The organism is Streptomyces sp. NPDC033174 (genome assembly GCF_055577795.1).
Genome location: NZ_JBVIPQ010000002.1, coordinates 517,073 through 535,587, shown reverse-complemented (window position 1 = coordinate 535,587; position 18,515 = coordinate 517,073). Strand labels below are relative to the sequence as shown.

The 18,515-nt window shown below is 71.1% G+C and carries 11 protein-coding genes; 5 read left to right on the top strand and 6 right to left on the bottom strand.

What is annotated here, in order from left to right; genetic code table 11:
- Positions 1 to 106: 106 nt before the first annotated feature.
- From glgP to ACZ5VC_RS08705, 6 genes are all read right to left on the bottom strand, one after another.
- Entirely contained in the window at positions 107 to 2,653 is a 2,547-nt protein-coding gene (gene glgP / locus ACZ5VC_RS08730; protein WP_469119360.1) for an alpha-glucan family phosphorylase, read from the bottom strand.
- Positions 2,654 to 2,782: 129 nt separating this feature from the next.
- Positions 2,783 to 4,111: an FAD-dependent monooxygenase gene (locus ACZ5VC_RS08725; protein ID WP_469119359.1), complete on the bottom strand. Its 1,329-nt coding sequence runs from the start codon at positions 4,109 to 4,111 to the stop codon at positions 2,783 to 2,785.
- 10 nt (positions 4,112 to 4,121) lie between these two features.
- Positions 4,122 to 5,249, bottom strand: coding sequence for a monodechloroaminopyrrolnitrin synthase PrnB family protein (locus ACZ5VC_RS08720; RefSeq protein ID WP_469119358.1), 1,128 nt, complete (start codon positions 5,247 to 5,249; stop codon positions 4,122 to 4,124).
- Positions 5,250 to 5,305: 56 nt separating this feature from the next.
- Positions 5,306 to 6,721 (bottom strand): MFS transporter, encoded by a 1,416-nt coding sequence (locus tag ACZ5VC_RS08715; protein ID WP_469119357.1) that lies wholly within the window; start codon positions 6,719 to 6,721, stop codon positions 5,306 to 5,308.
- Positions 6,718 to 8,169 (bottom strand): 4-hydroxyphenylacetate 3-hydroxylase family protein, encoded by a 1,452-nt coding sequence (locus tag ACZ5VC_RS08710; RefSeq protein ID WP_469119356.1) that lies wholly within the window; start codon positions 8,167 to 8,169, stop codon positions 6,718 to 6,720. Before ACZ5VC_RS08710 ends, ACZ5VC_RS08715 begins: the two co-directional genes overlap by 4 nt.
- A gap of 146 nt (positions 8,170 to 8,315) precedes the next feature.
- Positions 8,316 to 9,269, bottom strand: a complete 954-nt coding sequence (locus ACZ5VC_RS08705) for an AraC family transcriptional regulator (protein ID WP_469119355.1) — start codon at positions 9,267 to 9,269, stop codon at positions 8,316 to 8,318.
- Positions 9,270 to 9,386: 117 nt separating this feature from the next.
- On the opposite strand from ACZ5VC_RS08705, the gene ACZ5VC_RS08700 reads away from it, so the two are divergent.
- The 5 genes from ACZ5VC_RS08700 (at position 9,387) to glgB (ending at position 18,467) form a co-directional block, all read left to right on the top strand.
- Positions 9,387 to 10,328, top strand: a complete 942-nt coding sequence (locus ACZ5VC_RS08700; RefSeq protein ID WP_469119354.1) for an SDR family oxidoreductase — start codon at positions 9,387 to 9,389, stop codon at positions 10,326 to 10,328.
- Positions 10,329 to 10,664: 336 nt separating this feature from the next.
- On the top strand, positions 10,665 to 12,728 hold the full coding sequence (locus tag ACZ5VC_RS08695) for an alpha-1,4-glucan--maltose-1-phosphate maltosyltransferase (RefSeq protein WP_469119594.1): 2,064 nt from the start codon (positions 10,665 to 10,667) through the stop codon (positions 12,726 to 12,728).
- Positions 12,725 to 14,431 carry a maltose alpha-D-glucosyltransferase gene (gene treS, locus ACZ5VC_RS08690; RefSeq protein ID WP_469119353.1) on the top strand — a complete coding sequence of 569 codons (1,707 nt, stop codon included), beginning with the start codon at positions 12,725 to 12,727 and terminating at the stop codon, positions 14,429 to 14,431. The genes ACZ5VC_RS08695 and treS overlap by 4 nt, the downstream gene beginning before the upstream one ends.
- Before the next feature lie 203 nt (positions 14,432 to 14,634).
- Positions 14,635 to 15,996, top strand: coding sequence for a maltokinase N-terminal cap-like domain-containing protein (locus ACZ5VC_RS08685; protein WP_469119352.1), 1,362 nt, complete (start codon positions 14,635 to 14,637; stop codon positions 15,994 to 15,996).
- Between the two features lie 62 nt (positions 15,997 to 16,058).
- Positions 16,059 to 18,467: a 1,4-alpha-glucan branching enzyme gene (gene glgB, locus ACZ5VC_RS08680; protein WP_469119351.1), complete on the top strand. Its 2,409-nt coding sequence runs from the start codon at positions 16,059 to 16,061 to the stop codon at positions 18,465 to 18,467.
- Positions 18,468 to 18,515 lie beyond the last annotated feature (48 nt).

Here is an 18,515-nt window from a genome sequence, read left to right as displayed (position 1 = left end):
TCAACCACATGAACAACGGGCGACACGGTGAACGCCGCGTTGAACGTGGAAACTAAGGGCACCCCATGGACACGTCAAGACTCTGGTACGGACCAACCGGTCCGGGTCATCGCATCAGTACCCCGGCCCCCTCCCCCGTCGCCTCGGTGGGCAGCGCCACCAGGCCGAGGTCCGCGCCGGTCGCGAGCAGCGGGTGCGCCGGCAGGATCCGTACCGTGCAGCCGTAGGGGCCCGTCCGGTCCAGCGCCAGCGGTCCCTCGTACAGCCAGCGGCCGTCAATGTCGGGACCGCCCCCGGCCGGTTTCAGTGAGCAGGTCCGGGCGTCGTCGATCGCGTCCTCGGTGTCGACCCGCCCGGCCACCGCCTGGACCTCCACGTCCTCCGGCTGGAGCGGGCCCAGCGCGACGCGCACCCGCAGCGCGAGGGTGGCGCCCAGCTCGACGACTCCGCACTCCTCGCCGGCCTCCACATGGCCGACCGCGACCTGCGGCCAGGCGGCCCGTACCTTCGCCTTCCAGGCGGCGAGCTCCCGCGCCCGGTCCTGGTCGAGCGCCCGGTGGGCGAGGGCGGCCGGCGCGTACAGCCGCTCCACATACTCACGCACCATCCGTCCCGCGAGCACCTTCGGGCCGAGCGTGGCCAGCGTCCTGCGGACCATCTCGGTCCACCGCTCGGGGACGCCCGAGGCGCTCCGGTCGTAGAAGCGGGGCGCGACCCGGCCCTCGATCAGCTCGTAGAGCGCGTGCGCCTCCACGTCGTCGCGGCGGTCCTCGTCCGGGGAGCCGTCGGCGGTCGGGATGGCCCAGCCGAAGTCCGGCTCGAACCACTCGTCCCACCAGCCGTCGAGCACCGAGAGGTTGAGGCAGCCGTTGAGCGCGGCCTTCATCCCGCTCGTGCCGCAGGCCTCCAGCGGCCTCAGCGGATTGTTCAGCCAGACGTCGCAGCCGGGATAGAGCTTGCGCGCCATCGCCATGCCGTAGTCGGGCAGGAAGACGATCCGGTGGCGCACCCGCGGATCGTCCGCGAACCGCACCAGCTCCTGGACCAGGCGTTTGCCGCCGTCGTCCGCGGGATGGGCCTTGCCCGCGACGACGATCTGCACCGGACGGGTCGGGTGGAGCAGCATCTCCGTCAGCCGGTCCCGGTCGCGCAGCATCAGGGTGAGCCGCTTGTACGAGGGGACCCGGCGGGCGAAGCCGATGGTGAGGACGTCGGGGTCGAGGACCCCGTCGATCCAGCCGAGCTCGGCGGTGAGGGCGCCACGCTGCCGCCAGGAGGCGCGCAGTCTCTCACGCACCTCGGTGACCAGCTGTTCGCGCAGGGTGCGGCGCAGTGCCCAGAGGTCCTGACTGCTGGGGTCGGGGCCGAGCCGGGTCACCTCGGGGGCGACCCAGGTGGGGGCGTGCACTCCGTTGGTGACGGAGGTGATGGGGACCTCCTCGGGGTCGAACCCGGGCCACAGACCGGCGAACATCTGACGGCTCACGGCGCCGTGGAGGGTGGAGACGCCGTTGGCCCGCTGGGCCAGGCGCAGTCCCATGACGGCCATGTTGAACAGGCGCGGCTCGCCGCCCGGATAGGTCTCCATGCCGAGGCCGAGGATCCGCTCGACGTCCACGCCGGGCAGTTCGCCGCCGTCGCCGAAGTGGCGGGCGATCAGGTCGCGGTCGAACCGGTCGATGCCGGCGGGAACAGGGGTGTGAGTGGTGAACACGGTCCCGGCCCGCACCGCCTCCAGGGCCGCGTCGAAATCGACCCCCTGATCGGCGAGTTCGCGGATGCGTTCGAGCCCGAGGAAGCCGGCATGGCCCTCGTTGGTGTGGAAGACCTCGGGGTCGGGCCGCCCGGTGAGCCTGCTGTGGATGCGCACGGCCCGGACGCCGCCGATGCCCAGGAGCATCTCCTGAAGCAGCCGGTGCTCGCTGCCGCCGCCGTAGAGCCGGTCGGTGACCTCGCGCTCGCCGGGCTGGTTCTCGTCGACGTCCGAGTCGAGCATCAGCAGCGGGACACGGCCGACCTGCGCGACCCAGATGTGGGCGTGCAGCGAGCGGCCGGCGGGCAGGGCGAGGGAGACCCGCGCGGGTGTCCCGTCCGCCTCCCTCAGGAGGGTCACCGGCAGCTCGTTCGGGTCCAGGACGGGGTAGTGCTCCTGTTGCCAGCCCTCGCGGGAGAGCGACTGGCGGAAATAGCCGTGGCGGTAGAGCAGACCGACCCCGGTGAGCGGTACACCGAGGTCGCTGGCGGCCTTGAGGTGGTCCCCGGCGAGGATGCCGAGGCCGCCGGAGTACTGCGGAAGAGCGGCGGTGACGCCGAATTCGGGCGAGAAGTAGGCGATGCCGGCCGGGAGCTCGCCGAGCTGCTCCTGGTACCAGCGGGGGCGGTGCAGATAGTCGTCGAGGTCGGCGGAGGCGGCGGCCAGCTTCGCCAGGAAGTCCTGGTCCGCCGCCAGCTCTGCCAGCCGTGCGGCGGGCACGGAGCCGAGCAGCCGGACGGGATCGCCGTCGGCGGCCCGCCAGCCGTCGGGGTCGACGGAGTGGAAGAGCTCACGGGTCTCGGCATGCCAGGACCAGCGCAGATTGCGGGCCAGGTCGCTGAGTGGTCGAAGGGTGTCGGGGAGGACGGGGCGCACAGTGAATCGACGGATTGCCTTCACGTGTTCCACCTTCGCAGGGGAGGTACGGATCGGGGCGGACACACCACGCTGTGCGTCCGACCGTGTCCCCGAAGACCGTAGGGCACCCGGCCCCGCGCGACCACGGCGCACGGGGGCGGGGCGGCGCAGTCAGGAAAGCGCCCCCACCGGCACGTCGTAGGGCGAACCCTCGTTGACGGCGGCCGGGTCGAACGCGCCGGCCGCCGCGTACCGGGCGGCGATCTCCTCCAGTTCCCGCCGCGGAATCACCTCGTGGATGTCGGTGAACCCCTTCGGTGCCCGCTGATGCGCCAGATTGATGACGACCTCGGGGCCGAGCCGCCGGTTTGCGCGCTGGAGCGCGGTCATGGCGGGCCTGCGGTCCGCCTCGTACGCCGCGAGGGCCGCCGCCGGGTCGCGGTGCACGGCCAGGGCGTGGGCGAGGGCGCGGCCGTCGACGATGGACTGGGTGGCGCCGTTGGAGCCGATGGGATACATGGCGTGGGCCGCGTCACCGATCAGGGTCGCACGGCCGTGGGTCCAGCGGTCGAGGGGTTCACGGTCGACCATCGGGTACTCGAACGCTCCGTCGGCTGCCCTCAGGGTGTCGGGGACGCTGACGCCGCCGAACTCCCAGCCCTCGTAGTGGTGCAGGAACCGCTCCACCGGCACCGGCCGGTTCCAGTCGCCCCGCGAGAGCCGGGCGAGCCGCGACGCGTCGTCCACCGATTCCGACGGCATCGCCAGGGCCCAGTTGACCAGCACCTCCCCGTGGGCGCCGGCCGGCTCCGTCATCGGGTAGACGACGGCCTTCTGGCGGTCGTCCCCCGCGATGATCATGGCTGAGCCGGCGCTGCCGGCCGACATCCGGGAGGTGCCGCGCCACACCAGCATGCCGTTCCACGGCGGGGCGCCCTCGCCGGGGTTGAGGGCGGCGCGGACCGCCGAGCGGATGCCGTCGGCCCCGATCAGGAGGTCCGGTTCGAGAGAGGCGCGGCCGCGCAGCTCGCCGTCGCGGTGCTCCAGCTGGATGCGGGGGCGGCCGTCGGGGAGTATCTCCAGGCCGATGACCCGGACGCCGGTGACCAGGGCGCCGGGGCCGAGCCGTTCGCGTACGGCATCGGCCAGGACCTCCTGGAGACGGCCGCGGTGGATCGAGAGCTGGGGCCAGCGGTAGCCGGCGCCGAGCCCGCGCGGTTCACCGGTGATGAGCGCGCCGGAGCGGTGGTAGTAGCGCAGCTCGCGGGTGCGCACGGCGCGGCTCTCCAGACGGGGGAGCACACCGAGTGCGTCCAGTTCGCGGACGGCGTTGGGCATGATGTTGAGCCCGGCGCCGACCGGCTGGATCTCTCGGGCCGCCTCGACGACGGTGACGCGGTCGAAGCCCGCGGTGTGGAGGGCGAGCGCGGCGGTGAGCCCGGCGATGCCGCCGCCCGCGATGACGATGTGCCCGGGCCGGTGTGCGGCATGGGGGGGCATGGTCTCCTCCTCAGGCGGCCGTGGGGCCGGCGCCGGACCGGGGCGTGGAGCGGCGCACCAGCGTCTCGTTGTCCCGGGTCAGGTCGAGTATCGAACGCAGCAGGACCACGGGGGCGCCGCCGCTGCCCTCGTCGTAGAGGCGTATGTCGTCGCTGTAGGCCTTGCGGGCGATGCCGATGTGACGGGCCCGGAAGGTCTTGAGGATGCGCAGCACCCGGGCCAGCGACGCGGCGGAAGCGGCCAGTTGCGGGGGCAGCCGGTGGACGGTCTCCCAGCTGATCGCGGCGGAGAGCTTGGAGACGGCGGAGGTTCCGCCCGCGTGCCGGGCGTGGAAGGCGCGCCAGCTCGGCAGGCTGTACTGGACCGATTCGGCGAGGAACGCGTCGTAGGCCGGGTTGGAGCGGTCGGACTGCCACAGCGTCAGATCGACGAGCCAGAGCGGCACCTGCGCGGCGGCCGGGCCGAGGTAGTCGCGCCCCGCGACGTCTATCTCCTCGAAGTAGGAGCGCAGGGTCTGCGCGAAGTACACCGGGGAGACATGGGCGACGGTGAAGTCGATCGAGTCGACCATCGAGTGGACGTGGTGGGCGGTGCGGTCCAGGGCGAGGGCGAAGCCCGGGTCGTACGGTTCCAGCCTGGCGAGCTCACCGCAGGTGTCGAGGGCGGCGACCAGACCGGGGAAGACCATCCGGACCGCCTCCTGGAGGTCGGCCTCCATGGGGTGGCCGGTGTACATCCGCTGGCGCCGGCCGGGCGGGTTCCAGGTGGTGTAGTGGTGCACGGTGTCGCGGGGCACCATGTCGGTGCGGCGGGCCAGTTCCTCCAGGACCGGCAGGACTTCGGGGACGGCGGCGACAGGCTGGGTGCCGTGCCGTTTGAGCGAGCCGAGCAGCATGCCGAGGTCGCGCATGGCGGCGAGCGCGTCGACGACGCTCCACTCGGCGACACGGTCGAGGTCGGGCACGAGCGCGCGCAGGGCGACGGTGAGCGCCGCGACGTCGGCGTCACGGTTCATCCCGGGCAGCGCGGCGAGCAGGGCGTCGGCGCCGAGCGGGTCGGCCGCGCGGATCTCGGCGATGCGGTAGCGCGGGTCGCCGTGTGTATCGAGACCGGGCGCGACAAGGTCGTACAGGGTCAAAGGAATGTCCCCCTCGGGCGAGGTTGGGCAGCGGGTGGATGCGGTCCGCTCAGCGGTTACCGCGGGTCGCCCACCCGGTCCGGGCGCGGTGGCGCCGTCGCGGGCCGGGGCAGGCGAAGCCGTACGGAGAGTAGGGCGGCCGCCCCGGCGAAGGCGGCGCCGACCAGCAGCGCCGTCCTGTAGCCGGTGGTCTCGGCGACCGCTCCGGCGGTCTCGGTACGGGAGGTGGCTACGGCCACCAGAACGGCCAGGCCGAGCACCGAGCCGAACTGCTGGCTGGTGTTGACGAGTCCGGAGGCGAGTCCGGTCTCCTCGGCGGTGGCTTCCGCCGTGGCGGCCACATTGGTGGTGACCATGACCAACGGCAGGGCGGCGCCCAGCACGAGGCTGGGTGCGAGGACTGTGGTGAAGAAGGTGCCGTCGGCGCGGAGGGCGAGGGCCAGCCAGAGGGTGCCGGCGAAGAGCAGCCCGAAACCGAGGGTCATGGTCCGGGTGAGACCGAGCCGGTGGATGATCCGGCCCGTCTGGGGCGCGACGGCGACGACGACCAGGGACAGCGGAAGCAGGCCGAGGCCGCCGGCCAGCGGGGAGTGGCCGAGCACGCTCTGCAGATAGAGGCTGACCAGGAAGAACATCGGGAACAGCGCCATCTGGGCGAGCGCGCTGAGGACATTGGCCAGGCGCAGCGCGGGCCGCTTGAGGACCTCGGGCGGCACCAGGGGCCGGGCGGTCCTGGTCTCCACCACGGCGAAGACGGCGAGCAGGACGAGTCCGGCGGCGCCCGTGGCGAGCGTCCGGGTGCCGGTCCAGCCGGACTCGCCCGCGCCGACCAGGGCGTAGGCGACCGACCCGAGGCCCGCGGTGGCGGTGAGCGCCCCGGCGAGGTCGAAGCCGGGCTCCGTGGAGCGCGTCCCCCCGTCGAGTACGCGCAGCGCCAGGGCGGCGAGGAGCAGCCCGACCAGCACATTGAGCCAGAAGGTGGAACGCCAGCCGAGGACGTCGGTGAGGATGCCGCCGAGGACGGTGCCGACGACACCGCCGAGTCCGCCCATGGCGGCGAACGCGCCGAGTGCCTTGTGCCGGGCGGGGCCGTCGGGGAAGAGCCTCAGCAGCAGCGCGAAGGCGGCGGCGCCGGCCAGTGCCGCTCCGACGCCCTGTACGGCGCGGGCGGCGACCAGCACACCGGCGCCGGTCGCGAGGCCGCCGGCGGCGGACGCGGCGCCGAGCAGCGTGAGTCCGGCGACGAACAGCCGCCGGTGGCCCAGCAGATCGGCGGTGCGCCCGCCGAGGAGCAGCAGCCCGCCGAAGGTGATCAGGTAGGCGTTGGCCACCCAGGACAGTCCCGCCGAACCCGAGCCGAGGTCGTCGCCGATCGAGGGCAGCGCGACATTGATGATCGCGGTGTCCATGATCAGCAAAAGCTGGGTGGAGGCGAGCAGCCCGAGGGCCGCGCGCGGGGAGACCGTGGTCACCGGCCCGGCCCCAGGCTGTAACCGTCGAGGCACGCCTGGGCGAGGCTCTCGCAGTGCGCGCCCTCCCCCTCCCAGGCCTGCTGCATCAGATAGATGTGCGGGGCTCCGTGGTAGAAGCGCTCGTACTGCTCGTGGCGGCCCGCGAACTCCGAACCGAGCGCGTCCCAGGCCAGCTTGAGGAGCTTGACGCGGTTCTCGGCCGGGGTCCCGGGCGAGCGGATGTACTTCCTGATCAGCGGGCCGAGCTCGGGGTGGAGCAGGTCGTCGCCGGACGCGGGCAGCTGGATGACGCCGCCGCCGGCCAGGAGCTTGATCTCCTGGACGGCCTGCGGGTAGATCTCGCCGGCCATGATGCGCTGGGCGAAGGAGATGTCCTTGCCGGGCATGACGCCGCCGTGTCCGCCGTCGACCTGCCGGCAGGACGCCTCGGCCGCCAGGACGAAGGCCTTGGCCTGGGCGACCTTGCCGAGGAGACGGCCGATGGCCTGGGTGACGGGCGGCAGTTGGTAGGTGTTGTTCGCCTTGGTCAGCAGGATCGCTATGCCGGTGAGGAATTCGAGCTTGGTCCAGAAGCGGGTGGCCGCCTGGTGCACGAAGTTCAGATAGGCGGGCGTCTGCCACCACATCCGGAAGGACACGTCGACATTGCGGTAGGCGAGGACGTTCTCCCAGGGGACGAAGACGTCGTCGCAGACGAGCAGCGCGTCGTTCTCGTCGAAACGCGAGGAGAGCGGGTTGTCGAAGACGCTGCGGGCCTGCGCCTCGTACGACGTCCGGGAGATGAGCTTCAGCCCCGGGGTGTCGATCGGCAGCGAGAAGCAGACCGCGTGCTCGATGTCCTGCGGGGCGAGCGGTTCGATGGTGCCGACGATCACCTCGTTGCCGAAGACGGCGGCGGTGCCGATCATCTTGGCGCCGCGCACCACGATCCCGCCGTCCTTCTCGGCGACCACCCGGACGATCAGATCGTCCTCCTCCTGCTCGGAGGCCGATTTGGTCCGGTCGATCTGCGGGTTGGTGATGGTGAACGTCGGGTACAGATCGCCCTCGGCGAGCCGCCGGTGGTAGGCGAGGGCGTTGCCGGCGCCGTCGAACGCGTCGGTGGTGAAGACCTGGGGCACCGCGGCGAAGCCGGCCGCCGCGCCCGCCATGTAGTCGGGGGTGCGTCCCAGGAAGCCGAAACTGGCCTCCGCCCACACCTTGTAGGCGGCCCTGCGGGAGACCAGGTCCTGGTACGAGCGCGGAACGGCGAACGCGCGGTGGACCCCTCCCTGGGTCAGCACCGGTGTGTGCTCGGAGTCGTGCGCCAGGTCGTACAGATGGGCGATCGACGCGGCGGTGTTGCGGAACGCGGGGTGCCGTGTGACGTCCTTGATCCGCTCCCCGTCGAGCCATACCTCCCGCCCGTCGCGCAGCGACTCCAGATAATCCCGACCGGACCTCGTCACCAGTTCTCCTCATCCGTACGGCCACGCCCCGAGCCGAGCCTCTCCTCCCGTACCCACCTGCGGCAATGAACGTCCGTCCACTGGTCCTTAAGAACCGGCCAGTCCAGGTCAAGACGGCGCGCCGGGGCATATTCCGTTTCGCCGGATCAGGCTGCGCTGGCGACGCTCGTGCGGTACTCGCCCGGTGTCTTGCCGAACCATTTGCGGAACGCGAGATGGAAACCGACCGAGCTCTGGTAGCCGACGCGCTGCGGCACCGCCGACTGGGGCAGCGAGGTCTCCCCCAGCAGCCGCGCCGCCTCCTGCATCCGGCGGCCGGTCAGATGGCGGGCCGGCGCCTCGCCGACGAGTTCCCGGAAAGCGGCGGTGAAGGCGGAGCGGGACATCCCGACCTCCTTGGCGAGCGAGTCGATGGTCCACGGCTCGGCGAACCGGGTCGCGATCATCACCAGCGCCCGGCTGATCCCCGGGTGCCGCAGGACGGGCAGCGAGGCCGGGTTGTCGGTGAACTCCCGCAGCAGCGGCCGCAGGGCGAGCACCAGCGCCATCTCGAAGGCGCGCAGCGTGATGAGCCGGTCCCCGGGCCCGATCGGCCGGTCCGGCGACGCCAGCAGGCGCAGTGTGTCGCGCAGCAGCGGCTCACGGTCGACCTGGGAGCCGTCCAGGACGAGCGCCCAGGGCAGCGCCTGGTAGAGACCTGTGGCGGCGCTGGCGTCGTAGTGCAGGCCGGCGCAGAGCAGCCGGCTCTGCGGGCCGGTGCCCTCGATCCGGATCTCGCCGGAGGTGCCGGGCTGACGCTCCGGCAGCACGGCCTTCAGGGGTACGCCCTGGCGGTCGGGGCGGTCGGAAAGCCGGTGCGCGGTGCCGGTGGGAAAGACGATCAGGTCGCCGGCCCGCAGTTCGAGCGGGGTCTGCTCCTCTCCTGTGATCCAGCAGCCGCCCTCGACGATGTAGTGGAGGACGGCGCAGCTCTGTTCGGCGTCTCCCTCGATGGCCCAGGGGGCGCTGACGTGCCAACGGCTGTCGAAGACTCCGGTGAGTCGGAGCGGCTTCAGCAGCTCACTGAGGAGGTCGTCGCTTTCGGTACCCACGGTGTCCATGGACGATCCTTCAACTTCCGCCCCGGTTTGTTAATTGATCGGCCAAAGCCGCCGCCGCCAATCTGAGAAAGCCGTTGACGGCAGCAGTCACACCCTATCGAAGGGCACTTCAGACACATGTCCGATCACATTCCGATGCGCGTGGCGGTCGTGGGAGCGACCGGTTTCCAGGGCGGGGCCGTGGCCCGTCTGCTGGCCGAGCGGCACCACCGGATCCGTACGCTGACCCGGCGGCCGGACGGTGACCGGCCGCCGCTGCCGGGCGTCTCCTTCGTCGCGGGTGACCTGACCGACGCGGCGGACGTCCGGCGGCTCTTCGAGGGCGCGACGCACGCCATGGTGACGATGCCGCTGGTGTACGACCCCGAGCGGGTGCGCCGGTACGCCCGGAACATCGCGCGGGCGGCGGCCGACGCGGGGATCCTGCGGCTCGTGTACAACGCCAACACCCGGATCCCGCAGGAGCGGACCCGGATCACCGCGTTCGAGACGCGGCGGATCGCCGAGGAGGTCCTCCGGGAGAGCGGCGTTCCGCTCGTGGTGGTGCGGCCGCCGGTCTACCTGGACAACCTCTTCAGCCCGTGGAACGGTCCCGCCCTGGTCAACGAGGGCGTCCTCGCCTATCCGCTGCCGGCGAGCGCCCCGACGGCCTGGCTCTCCCACCGCGACCTGGCGGAGGCGGTGTACGCGGCGCTGACGGGTGACGGTCTCGACGGCCGTACGTTCGACATCGGAGGCGCGCGCTCCCTGACCGGGACGGACCTCGCGGAGGCGTTCTCCCGGGGGCTGGGCCGGGAGGTGCGGTATCTCCCGCTGGCACCGGAGGCGTTCGAAAAGGGGCTGGCCCAACTGCTCGGCGCGGAGGCCGCGGCCGGCGTCGCGGGGATCTACCACTACATGGCGACGGGCGCGGACCCGCTGCTGCTGGCGGGTGACGACGGCGTCTCGGCGGGCGTCCTGTCGGTGCGGCCCGCGCCCGTGGAGGAATGGGTGACGCGGCAGCCGTGGCAGGTGTGGGGCAGCGACACGGAGGAGAGGGACGCGCAACCGCAAGGCTGAATTCGGTCCACCGTCGTCCGGCCCCGCCACACTCAAGCGGGGCCGGACTTTTGTTCGGAGCGATTTCCGGACGCCCCGCCGAAAACCCGCCGCCCGCGGTCCGATCGTCTTGTGCGCTCCCCTACGCCCTAGTAGTTAACACAGCACCGGATTGCCCACCCGAAAACTGTGGGAAGGCTCACCCGGTACGCACACCCGAGTGCACGCCGTAGACCCGCTATCCGAGTGAACGCGGACAGGAGCGGCCATGCCCGCAGCCCGCCATACGTCGACGGAGCAGCTACAAAGAGCGCACCCGCACCCCTTTGAGCAACCCCAGGTGATGCCGTGAAGTCGCTGATTGGTCGCATTCCCGTGCTCGACGTCCGCCCCCTGGTGGACTGCGGGCGAAGGCCCGCCAAGGCGGTGGCCGGAGAAACGTTCCAGGTCACCGCCACCGTTTTCCGTGAGGGCCATGACGCGGTCGCCGCCAATGTCGTCCTGTGCGATCCCTCGGGCCGCCCCGGGCCCTGGACACCCATGCGGGAACTGGCCCCCGGCACCGACCGCTGGGGTGCCGACGTCACCCCGGACGCCCCCGGCCACTGGACGTACACGGTCGAGGCCTGGAGCGATCCGGTGGCCACTTGGCGCCATCACGCCGGGATCAAGATCCCGGCCGGGATCGACTCCGAGCTGGTGCTCGCCGAGGGCGCCGAACTCCATGAGCGCGCCGCCGCGGGGGTCCCGAAGAAGGACGGCCGCGAGGCCGTCCTGGCCGCCGTGGACGCGCTGCGCGACGAGCGGCGGCCGGCCGCCGCGAGGCTCGCGGCCGCCCTCGCGCCGCAGGTCACCGAGGCCCTGACGCGTCATCCGCTGCGCGAACTGGTCAGTTCGAGCCCTTCTCTGCCGCTGCTCGTGGAACGGGAGCGGGCGCTGTTCGGTTCCTGGTACGAGTTCTTCCCCCGCTCCGAGGGCGCCCGGCTGCGCAAGCGGGGCGGCCCGGTCTCGGGGACTTTCCGTACGGCCGCCGAGCGGTTGCCGGCCATTGCCGCGATGGGCTTCGACGTCGTCTATCTCCCACCCATTCACCCCATTGGCACCACCCACCGCAAGGGACCCAACAATTCACTGAAGCCCGGACGGCATGATGTCGGCGTGCCGTGGGCCATCGGCTCGCCCGAGGGCGGCCACGACGCGATCCACCCGGCCCTCGGCACCATCGAGGACTTCGACGCCTTCGTGGCCAGGGCCCGCGAACTGCGGCTGGAGATCGCCCTGGACTTCGCGCTCCAGTGCTCGCCCGATCACCCGTGGGTGGAGAAGCACCCGGAGTGGTTCCACCATCGCGCCGACGGCAGCATCGCCTACGCCGAGAATCCACCGAAGAAGTACCAGGACATCTATCCGATCGCCTTCGACAAGGATCTGGCCGGAATCGTTCATGAGACCGTACGCATTCTGCGGTACTGGATGGACCACGGGGTACGCATCTTCCGTGTGGACAATCCCCACACGAAACCGGTCGTCTTCTGGGAGAAGGTGCTCGGGGAGATCAACCGGACCGACCCCGACGTGATTTTCCTGGCCGAGGCATTCACCCGGCCGGCGATGATGCATACCCTCGGCGCGGTCGGGTTCCAGCAGTCGTACACCTACTTCACCTGGCGCACCACCAAGCACGAGCTGACCGAGTACCTCACCGAACTGTCCGGGGACGCCGCCGCCTACATGCGGCCCAACTTCTTCGTGAACACGCCCGACATCCTGCACGCCTACCTCCAGCACGGCGGCCGGCCCGCCTTCGAGGTGCGGTCGGTGCTCGCCGCGACCCTCTCCCCGACCTGGGGCGTGTACGCGGGCTTCGAGCTCTGTGAGAACACCCCTGTGCGGGAGGGCAGCGAGGAGTACCTGAACTCGGAGAAGTACGAACTGCGCCCGCGGGACTGGGAGTCCGCCGAGCGCGAGGGCCGCACGATCACGCCGCTGATCACCGCGCTCAACCGGATCAGGCGCCGCCACCCCGCCCTGCGGACCCTGCGGACCCTCCGTTTCCACCACGTGGACAACGACGCGGTGATCGCCTACAGCAAGCGGTCGGGTTCGAACACCGTTCTGGTGGTCGTCAACCTCGACCCGCACCACACCCAGGAGGCCACGGTCTCGTTGGACATGCCGGAACTCGGCCTGGAAGGACTTCAGGGGCACGAGACCGTTCCGGTGCGCGACGAGCTCACCGGCGAGACCTATCACTGGGGCAGGGCCAACTATGTGCGCCTGGAGCCGGGCGTCACGCCCGCGCACATCCTCGTCATCCGGGGGTCCGGAAGCCGTGCGGCGGAAGCCGCGGACGTCGCGGCACCGGACGAGTACAGCGCCCTGCGACCGTCCCCGCCGATCGGAGGGTCACCCACATCATGATCGTCAACGAACCCGTCCCCGACACTTTCGAGGACACCCCCGCCAAGGACCGCGACCCGGACTGGTTCAAACGAGCCGTCTTCTACGAGGTCCTGGTCCGGTCCTTCCAGGACAGTAATGGCGACGGGGTGGGCGACCTCAAGGGCATCACCGCCAAGCTGGACTATCTCCAGTGGCTGGGCGTGGACTGCCTCTGGCTGCCGCCGTTCTTCAAGTCCCCTCTGCGAGACGGCGGTTACGACGTCTCCGACTACACCGCCGTGCTGCCCGAGTTCGGCGATCTCGCCGACTTCGTGGAGTTCGTGGACGCGGCGCACCAGCGCGGTATGCGGGTGATCATCGACTTCGTGATGAACCACACCAGCGACCAGCACCCGTGGTTCCAGGAGTCCCGGGCCAACCCGGACGGGCCCTACGGCGACTACTACGTCTGGGCCGACGACGACAAGCAGTACGCGGACGCCCGGATCATCTTCGTCGACACGGAGACGTCCAACTGGACCTTCGACCCGATCCGCAAGCAGTACTTCTGGCACCGGTTCTTCTCGCACCAGCCCGACCTGAACTACGAGAACCCGGCGGTCCAGGAGGAGATCCTCTCCGCGCTGCGCTTCTGGCTGGACCTGGGCATCGACGGCTTCCGGCTGGACGCGGTGCCGTACCTCTACCAGGAGGAGGGGACGAACTGCGAGAACCTCCCCGCCGCGCACGCCTTCCTGAAGCGGGTCCGCAAGGAGATCGACGCCCACTACCCGGACACCGTGCTGCTGGCCGAGGCGAACCAGTGGCCGGAGGACGTGGTCGACTACTTCGGCGACTTCGCCTCCGGCGGCGACGAGTGCCACATGGCGTTCCACTTCCCGGTGATGCCACGGATCTTCATGGCCGTCCGGCGTGAATCCCGCTACCCGGTCTCGGAGATCCTGGCGAAGACCCCGGAGATTCCGGCCAACTGTCAGTGGGGCATCTTCCTGCGCAACCACGACGAGCTGACGCTCGAGATGGTCACGGACGAAGAACGCGACTACATGTACGCGGAGTACGCCAAGGACCCGAGGATGCGGGCCAACATCGGCATCCGGCGGCGACTCGCCTCGCTGCTCGACAACGACCGCAACCAGATGGAGCTGTTCACCGCCCTCCTGCTGTCGCTGCCCGGCTCGCCGGTGCTCTACTACGGCGACGAGATCGGCATGGGCGACAACATCTGGCTCGGTGACCGGGACGCGGTACGGACGCCGATGCAGTGGACACCCGACCGGAACGCGGGCTTCTCCTCGTGCGATCCGGGCCGGCTGTACCTGCCGACCATCATGGACCCGGTCTACGGCTACCAGGTCACCAATGTCGAGGCGTCGATGGCCTCCCCGTCGTCGCTGCTGCACTGGTCCCGGCAGATGATCCAGATCCGCAAGCAGAACAAGGCCTTCGGTCTGGGCTCGTACACGGAACTCCCGTCGTCGAATCCGGCCGTGCTCGCGTTCCTCCGGGAGTACGGCGACGACCTGGTGCTGTGCGTGAACAACTTCTCGCGGTTCGCGCAGCCGACCGAACTGGATCTGCGGGCCTTCAACGGACTGCACCCGGTGGAACTGCTCGGCGGAGTGCGGTTTCCCGCCATCGGCGAGTGGCCCTATCTGCTGACCCTTGCCGGTCACGGCTTCTACTGGTTCCGTCTCCGCCGGGAGACAAAGCCGAGTTGACCATGAATGCCCGGGGTGGGGCGGTTTCCACCGCCTCTCCCTGGGCAGGGTCACCAGCACACCGCATCTGGTCCATACGGACCGTCTTGTCGGGCCCATACGGACCTTCCCCGCCCGACACGTCCCGCACAGCCGGACAGTCAAGCCGCAATCCGGGACACTCTGCGCATTCCGAGCTGCGCCCGGGGAAAGGACGCGACGCCATGCCGGAGACCGCTTCCACCACCCGGGCCCCGGCCGCCCTCCTCCCGTCACTCGCGCCGCTGCTGCATGAATGGCTGCCCCGGCAGCGCTGGTTCGCGGGCAAGGGGCGGCCGGTGAACGGCTTCTCCCTCGTCTCGGCCACCGAGCTGCTGCCAGTGGACGGCGCGGGGCCGGGGCTGCTGCATCTGCTCGTCCGGGTCCAGCAGCCGGGGCCGCCCTCGCGAGCCGGGGCCGACTGCTACCAACTCCTCCTGGGCGTACGCACCGCGCTGCCGCCCAGGCTGGCGCCCGCGTTGATCGGCCGGGTCCACGAGGGCCCGCTGAGCGGCCGCACGATCTACGAAGGGCTGCGCGACCCGCGCCTCGCCGCGCTGCTCCTGGAGCGGCTGCGCACACCGGGCGCACTCGGACCGCTGCGGTTCGCCCGCACCACCGAGCTCCCCGAGGGACTCACGCCACGGGTGCTGGACGCGGAGCAGTCCAACACCTCGCTGGTGTACGGCGATGCGTTCATCCTCAAGATCTTCCGCCGGGTGGGGCCGGGCGCCAACCCCGACCTCGAACTGCCGCTCGCGCTGGCCCGCGCGGGCTGCGGCCGGGTGCCGGCGCCCGTCGCCTGGTTCGAGGCTGCAGAGGGGCCCGAGCCGACCACCCTGGGTGTGCTCCAGCCGTATCTGCAAGATTCCCGGGACGGATGGCGGCTCGCTCTCGACGCGCTCACCGCCGGGCGGGAATTCACCGCGGAGGCGCACGCGCTGGGGCGGGCCACCGCCGAGGTGCACACCGCGCTGGCCGAGGCGCTGCCCACCGAAAGTCTCACCGAGGCCGGCACCGAGCAGCTGGTGGCGGCGATGGGCGAGCGTCTGGACGCGGCCGCGCAGGCCGTGCCCGCGCTCACGCCGTACGTCCCCGGACTGCGGGCGGTGTTCGCCGCGGTCACCGCCAAGTCCGGGCCCGGGTTCGTCCAGCGGGTGCACGGCGATCTGCACCTCGGCCAGACCCTGTGCGCCACCGACGGCAGCTGGTCCGTCATCGACTTCGAGGGCGAACCGGCCAAGCCTGTGGCCGAGCGGCGCCGGCCCCACCCGCCGGTCCGCGACGTCGCCGGAATGCTGCGTTCCTTCGACTACGCGGCCCGCACGCACCACCCGTGGAACCCCGAGTGGGCGGCGCGCTGCCGGGAGGCCTACTGCGCCGGATACGCCGAGGCGTCCGGCACCGACCCCCGGGACGAACCGGCGCTGCTGCGCGCCTACGAGACCGACAAGGCGGTGTACGAGGTCGTGTACGAGGCACGGCACCGCCCCGACTGGCTGCCGGTGCCGATGGCGGCGATCCACCGCCTCGCCGGCCGCTCCTGAGACCGCCGCGCGCTCCGCGCATCCCCCTCTCTCCGATCACCTCTCCAAGGAGGCCATCCCCCGTGACCGCCCGCCACCCGTCCCGCGAACCTGCCCGCCAGGTGTCGGACGAGCAGCCCTCCGCGCCCGTCCTGCCGCCTCCCGCGACGTCGCCGGAACCTGCACCGGCACCGGAACCGGAACCGGCCAAGAGGAAGCGAGCCGCCAAGGCGCCGGCCAAGACGTCGGCCAAGGCCCCGGCGAAGGCGCCCGCTCCCCGGAAGGGAGGTGGGCGGGGCGCCCGGCTCGCGCCACCCATCGAGTTCGGGGACCGGGCGCGGCTGCTCGCCGGTGAGCACTACGACCCGCACGCCGTGCTGGGCGCGCACTCGGTGCGCGGCGGGGTGGTGTTCCGGACGCTGCGGCCGTACGCCAAGGCGGTCACGGTGGTGGGCAAGGGGCTGCGGGCCGAGCTGTTCGACGAGGGCGACGGGTTCTTCGCCGCGCTGCTTCCGCTGCGCAAGGTCCCCCAGTACACGCTGCTGGTGCGTTACGAAAAGGACGAGATCGAGGTCGGCGACCCGTACCGCTTCCTGCCCGCGCTCGGGGAGCTCGATCTGCATCTGATCGGCGAGGGCCGGCACGAGGAGCTGTGGACGGCGCTGGGCGCACGGCCGATGGCCCACGAGGGTGTGAGCGGGACCCGGTTCACCGTCTGGGCGCCCAACGCGCGCGGCGTGCGGGTCAGCGGCGACTTCAACTGCTGGGACGGCACCTCGCTGCCGATGCGGTCGCTGGGCGCGACCGGGGTGTGGGAGCTGTTCGTGCCGGGCGTGGGCGACGGCGCGCTCTACAAGTACGACATCACCCGGCCGGACGGCTCGCACACGCTGCGCGCCGACCCGATGGCCCGGCGCGCCGAGGTGCCGCCGGCCACCGCGTCGATCGTCACGGACTCGCACCACGAGTGGGAGGACGGCCAGTGGATGGCACGCCGCGGCGCGCGTCCCCACCACGAGTCGCCGATCTCCGTCTACGAGGTGCATCTGCCGTCGTGGCGCCCGGGCCAGACCTACCGCCAGCTGGCGCAGCAGCTTCCCTCGTACGTACGGGACCTGGGCTTCACCCATGTCGAGCTGATGCCGATCACCGAGCACCCGTTCGGCGGCTCGTGGGGTTACCAGGTCACCGGCTTCTACGCGCCGACGTCCCGGATGGGCACCCCGGACGACTTCAAGTACCTCATCGACGCGCTGCACAGGGCCGGTATCGGGGTCCTGATGGACTGGGTGCCGGCGCACTTCCCGCGTGACGACTGGGCGCTCGCGGAGTTCGACGGACGCCCGCTGTACGAGCACTCGGATCCGCAGCGGGCCGCGCACCCGGACTGGGGCACCCTCGAATTCGACTACGGCCGCAAGGAGGTCCGGAACTTCCTCGTCGCCAACGCGGTGTACTGGTGCGAGGAGTTCCACATCGACGGCCTGCGGGTGGACGCGGTCGCCTCGATGCTCTACCTCGACTACTCGCGCGAGGAGGGCGATTGGTCGCCGAACGAGCACGGCGGCCGGGAGAACCTGGACGCGGTCGCCTTCCTCCAGGAGATGAACGCCACGGTCTACCGTCGCTGCCCGGGGGTCGTCACGATCGCCGAGGAGTCCACGGCCTGGGACGGCGTGACCCGCCCCACCGACCAGGTCGGTTCCGGTGGCTTCGGCGGGCTCGGCTTCGGCATGAAGTGGAACATGGGCTGGATGCACGACTCGCTCGGCTATGTCTCCAAGGAGCCGGTGCACCGCAAGTACCACCACCACGAGATGACCTTCTCGATGGTGTACGCGTACAGCGAGAACTACGTTCTGCCGATCTCGCACGACGAGGTCGTGCACGGCAAGCGGTCGCTGGTGTCCAAGATGCCCGGTGACTGGTGGCAGCAGCGCGCCAACCACCGTGCGTACCTGGGCTTCATGTGGGCGCATCCCGGCAAGCAACTCCTCTTCATGGGACAGGAGTTCGCCCAGGGGGCGGAGTGGTCGGAGGGTCACGGCCCGGACTGGTGGCTGCTCGACCCGTCGTACGCGGCGGAGGCGGACCACCGGGGCGTGCGGGACCTGGTGCGCGACCTGAACACCGTGTACACGAAGACCCCCGCGCTCTGGCAGCGGGACACCGTCCCCGAGGGGTTCGCCTGGGTGGCCGGTGACGCCGTGGAGGACAACGTCTTCGCCTTCCTCCGCTTCGACATGGAGGGGGCTCCCCTGCTGGCGGTGAGCAACTTCTCGCCGGTGGTGCGCCACCACTACCGTCTGGGCGTGCCGGACGGAGTGGAGGCCTGGTCGGAGGTGCTCAACACGGACGCGGCCCGCTACGGCGGCGGCGACGTGGTGTCCCCGGACCCGCTGAAGGCGGAGTCGGTGGCCTCGCACGGGCGGTCGTCGAGCATCGAGCTGACGCTGCCGCCGCTGGCGACGGTGTGGCTGCGGCCGGCGTGACGGTTTCCTGACATGAGTGGCCCCGCGCACCGGCCGGTGCGCGGGGCC

Coding starts and splice junctions, on each gene's coding strand:
- ACZ5VC_RS08725 (WP_469119359.1), bottom strand. CDS start 4,111: ATGCCCCCCCATGCCGCACACCGGCCCGGGCACATCGTCATCGCGGGC.
- ACZ5VC_RS08700 (WP_469119354.1), top strand. CDS start 9,387: ATGTCCGATCACATTCCGATGCGCGTGGCGGTCGTGGGAGCGACCGGT.
- ACZ5VC_RS08685 (WP_469119352.1), top strand. CDS start 14,635: ATGCCGGAGACCGCTTCCACCACCCGGGCCCCGGCCGCCCTCCTCCCG.
- treS (WP_469119353.1), top strand. CDS start 12,725: ATGATCGTCAACGAACCCGTCCCCGACACTTTCGAGGACACCCCCGCC.
- ACZ5VC_RS08705 (WP_469119355.1), bottom strand. CDS start 9,269: ATGGACACCGTGGGTACCGAAAGCGACGACCTCCTCAGTGAGCTGCTG.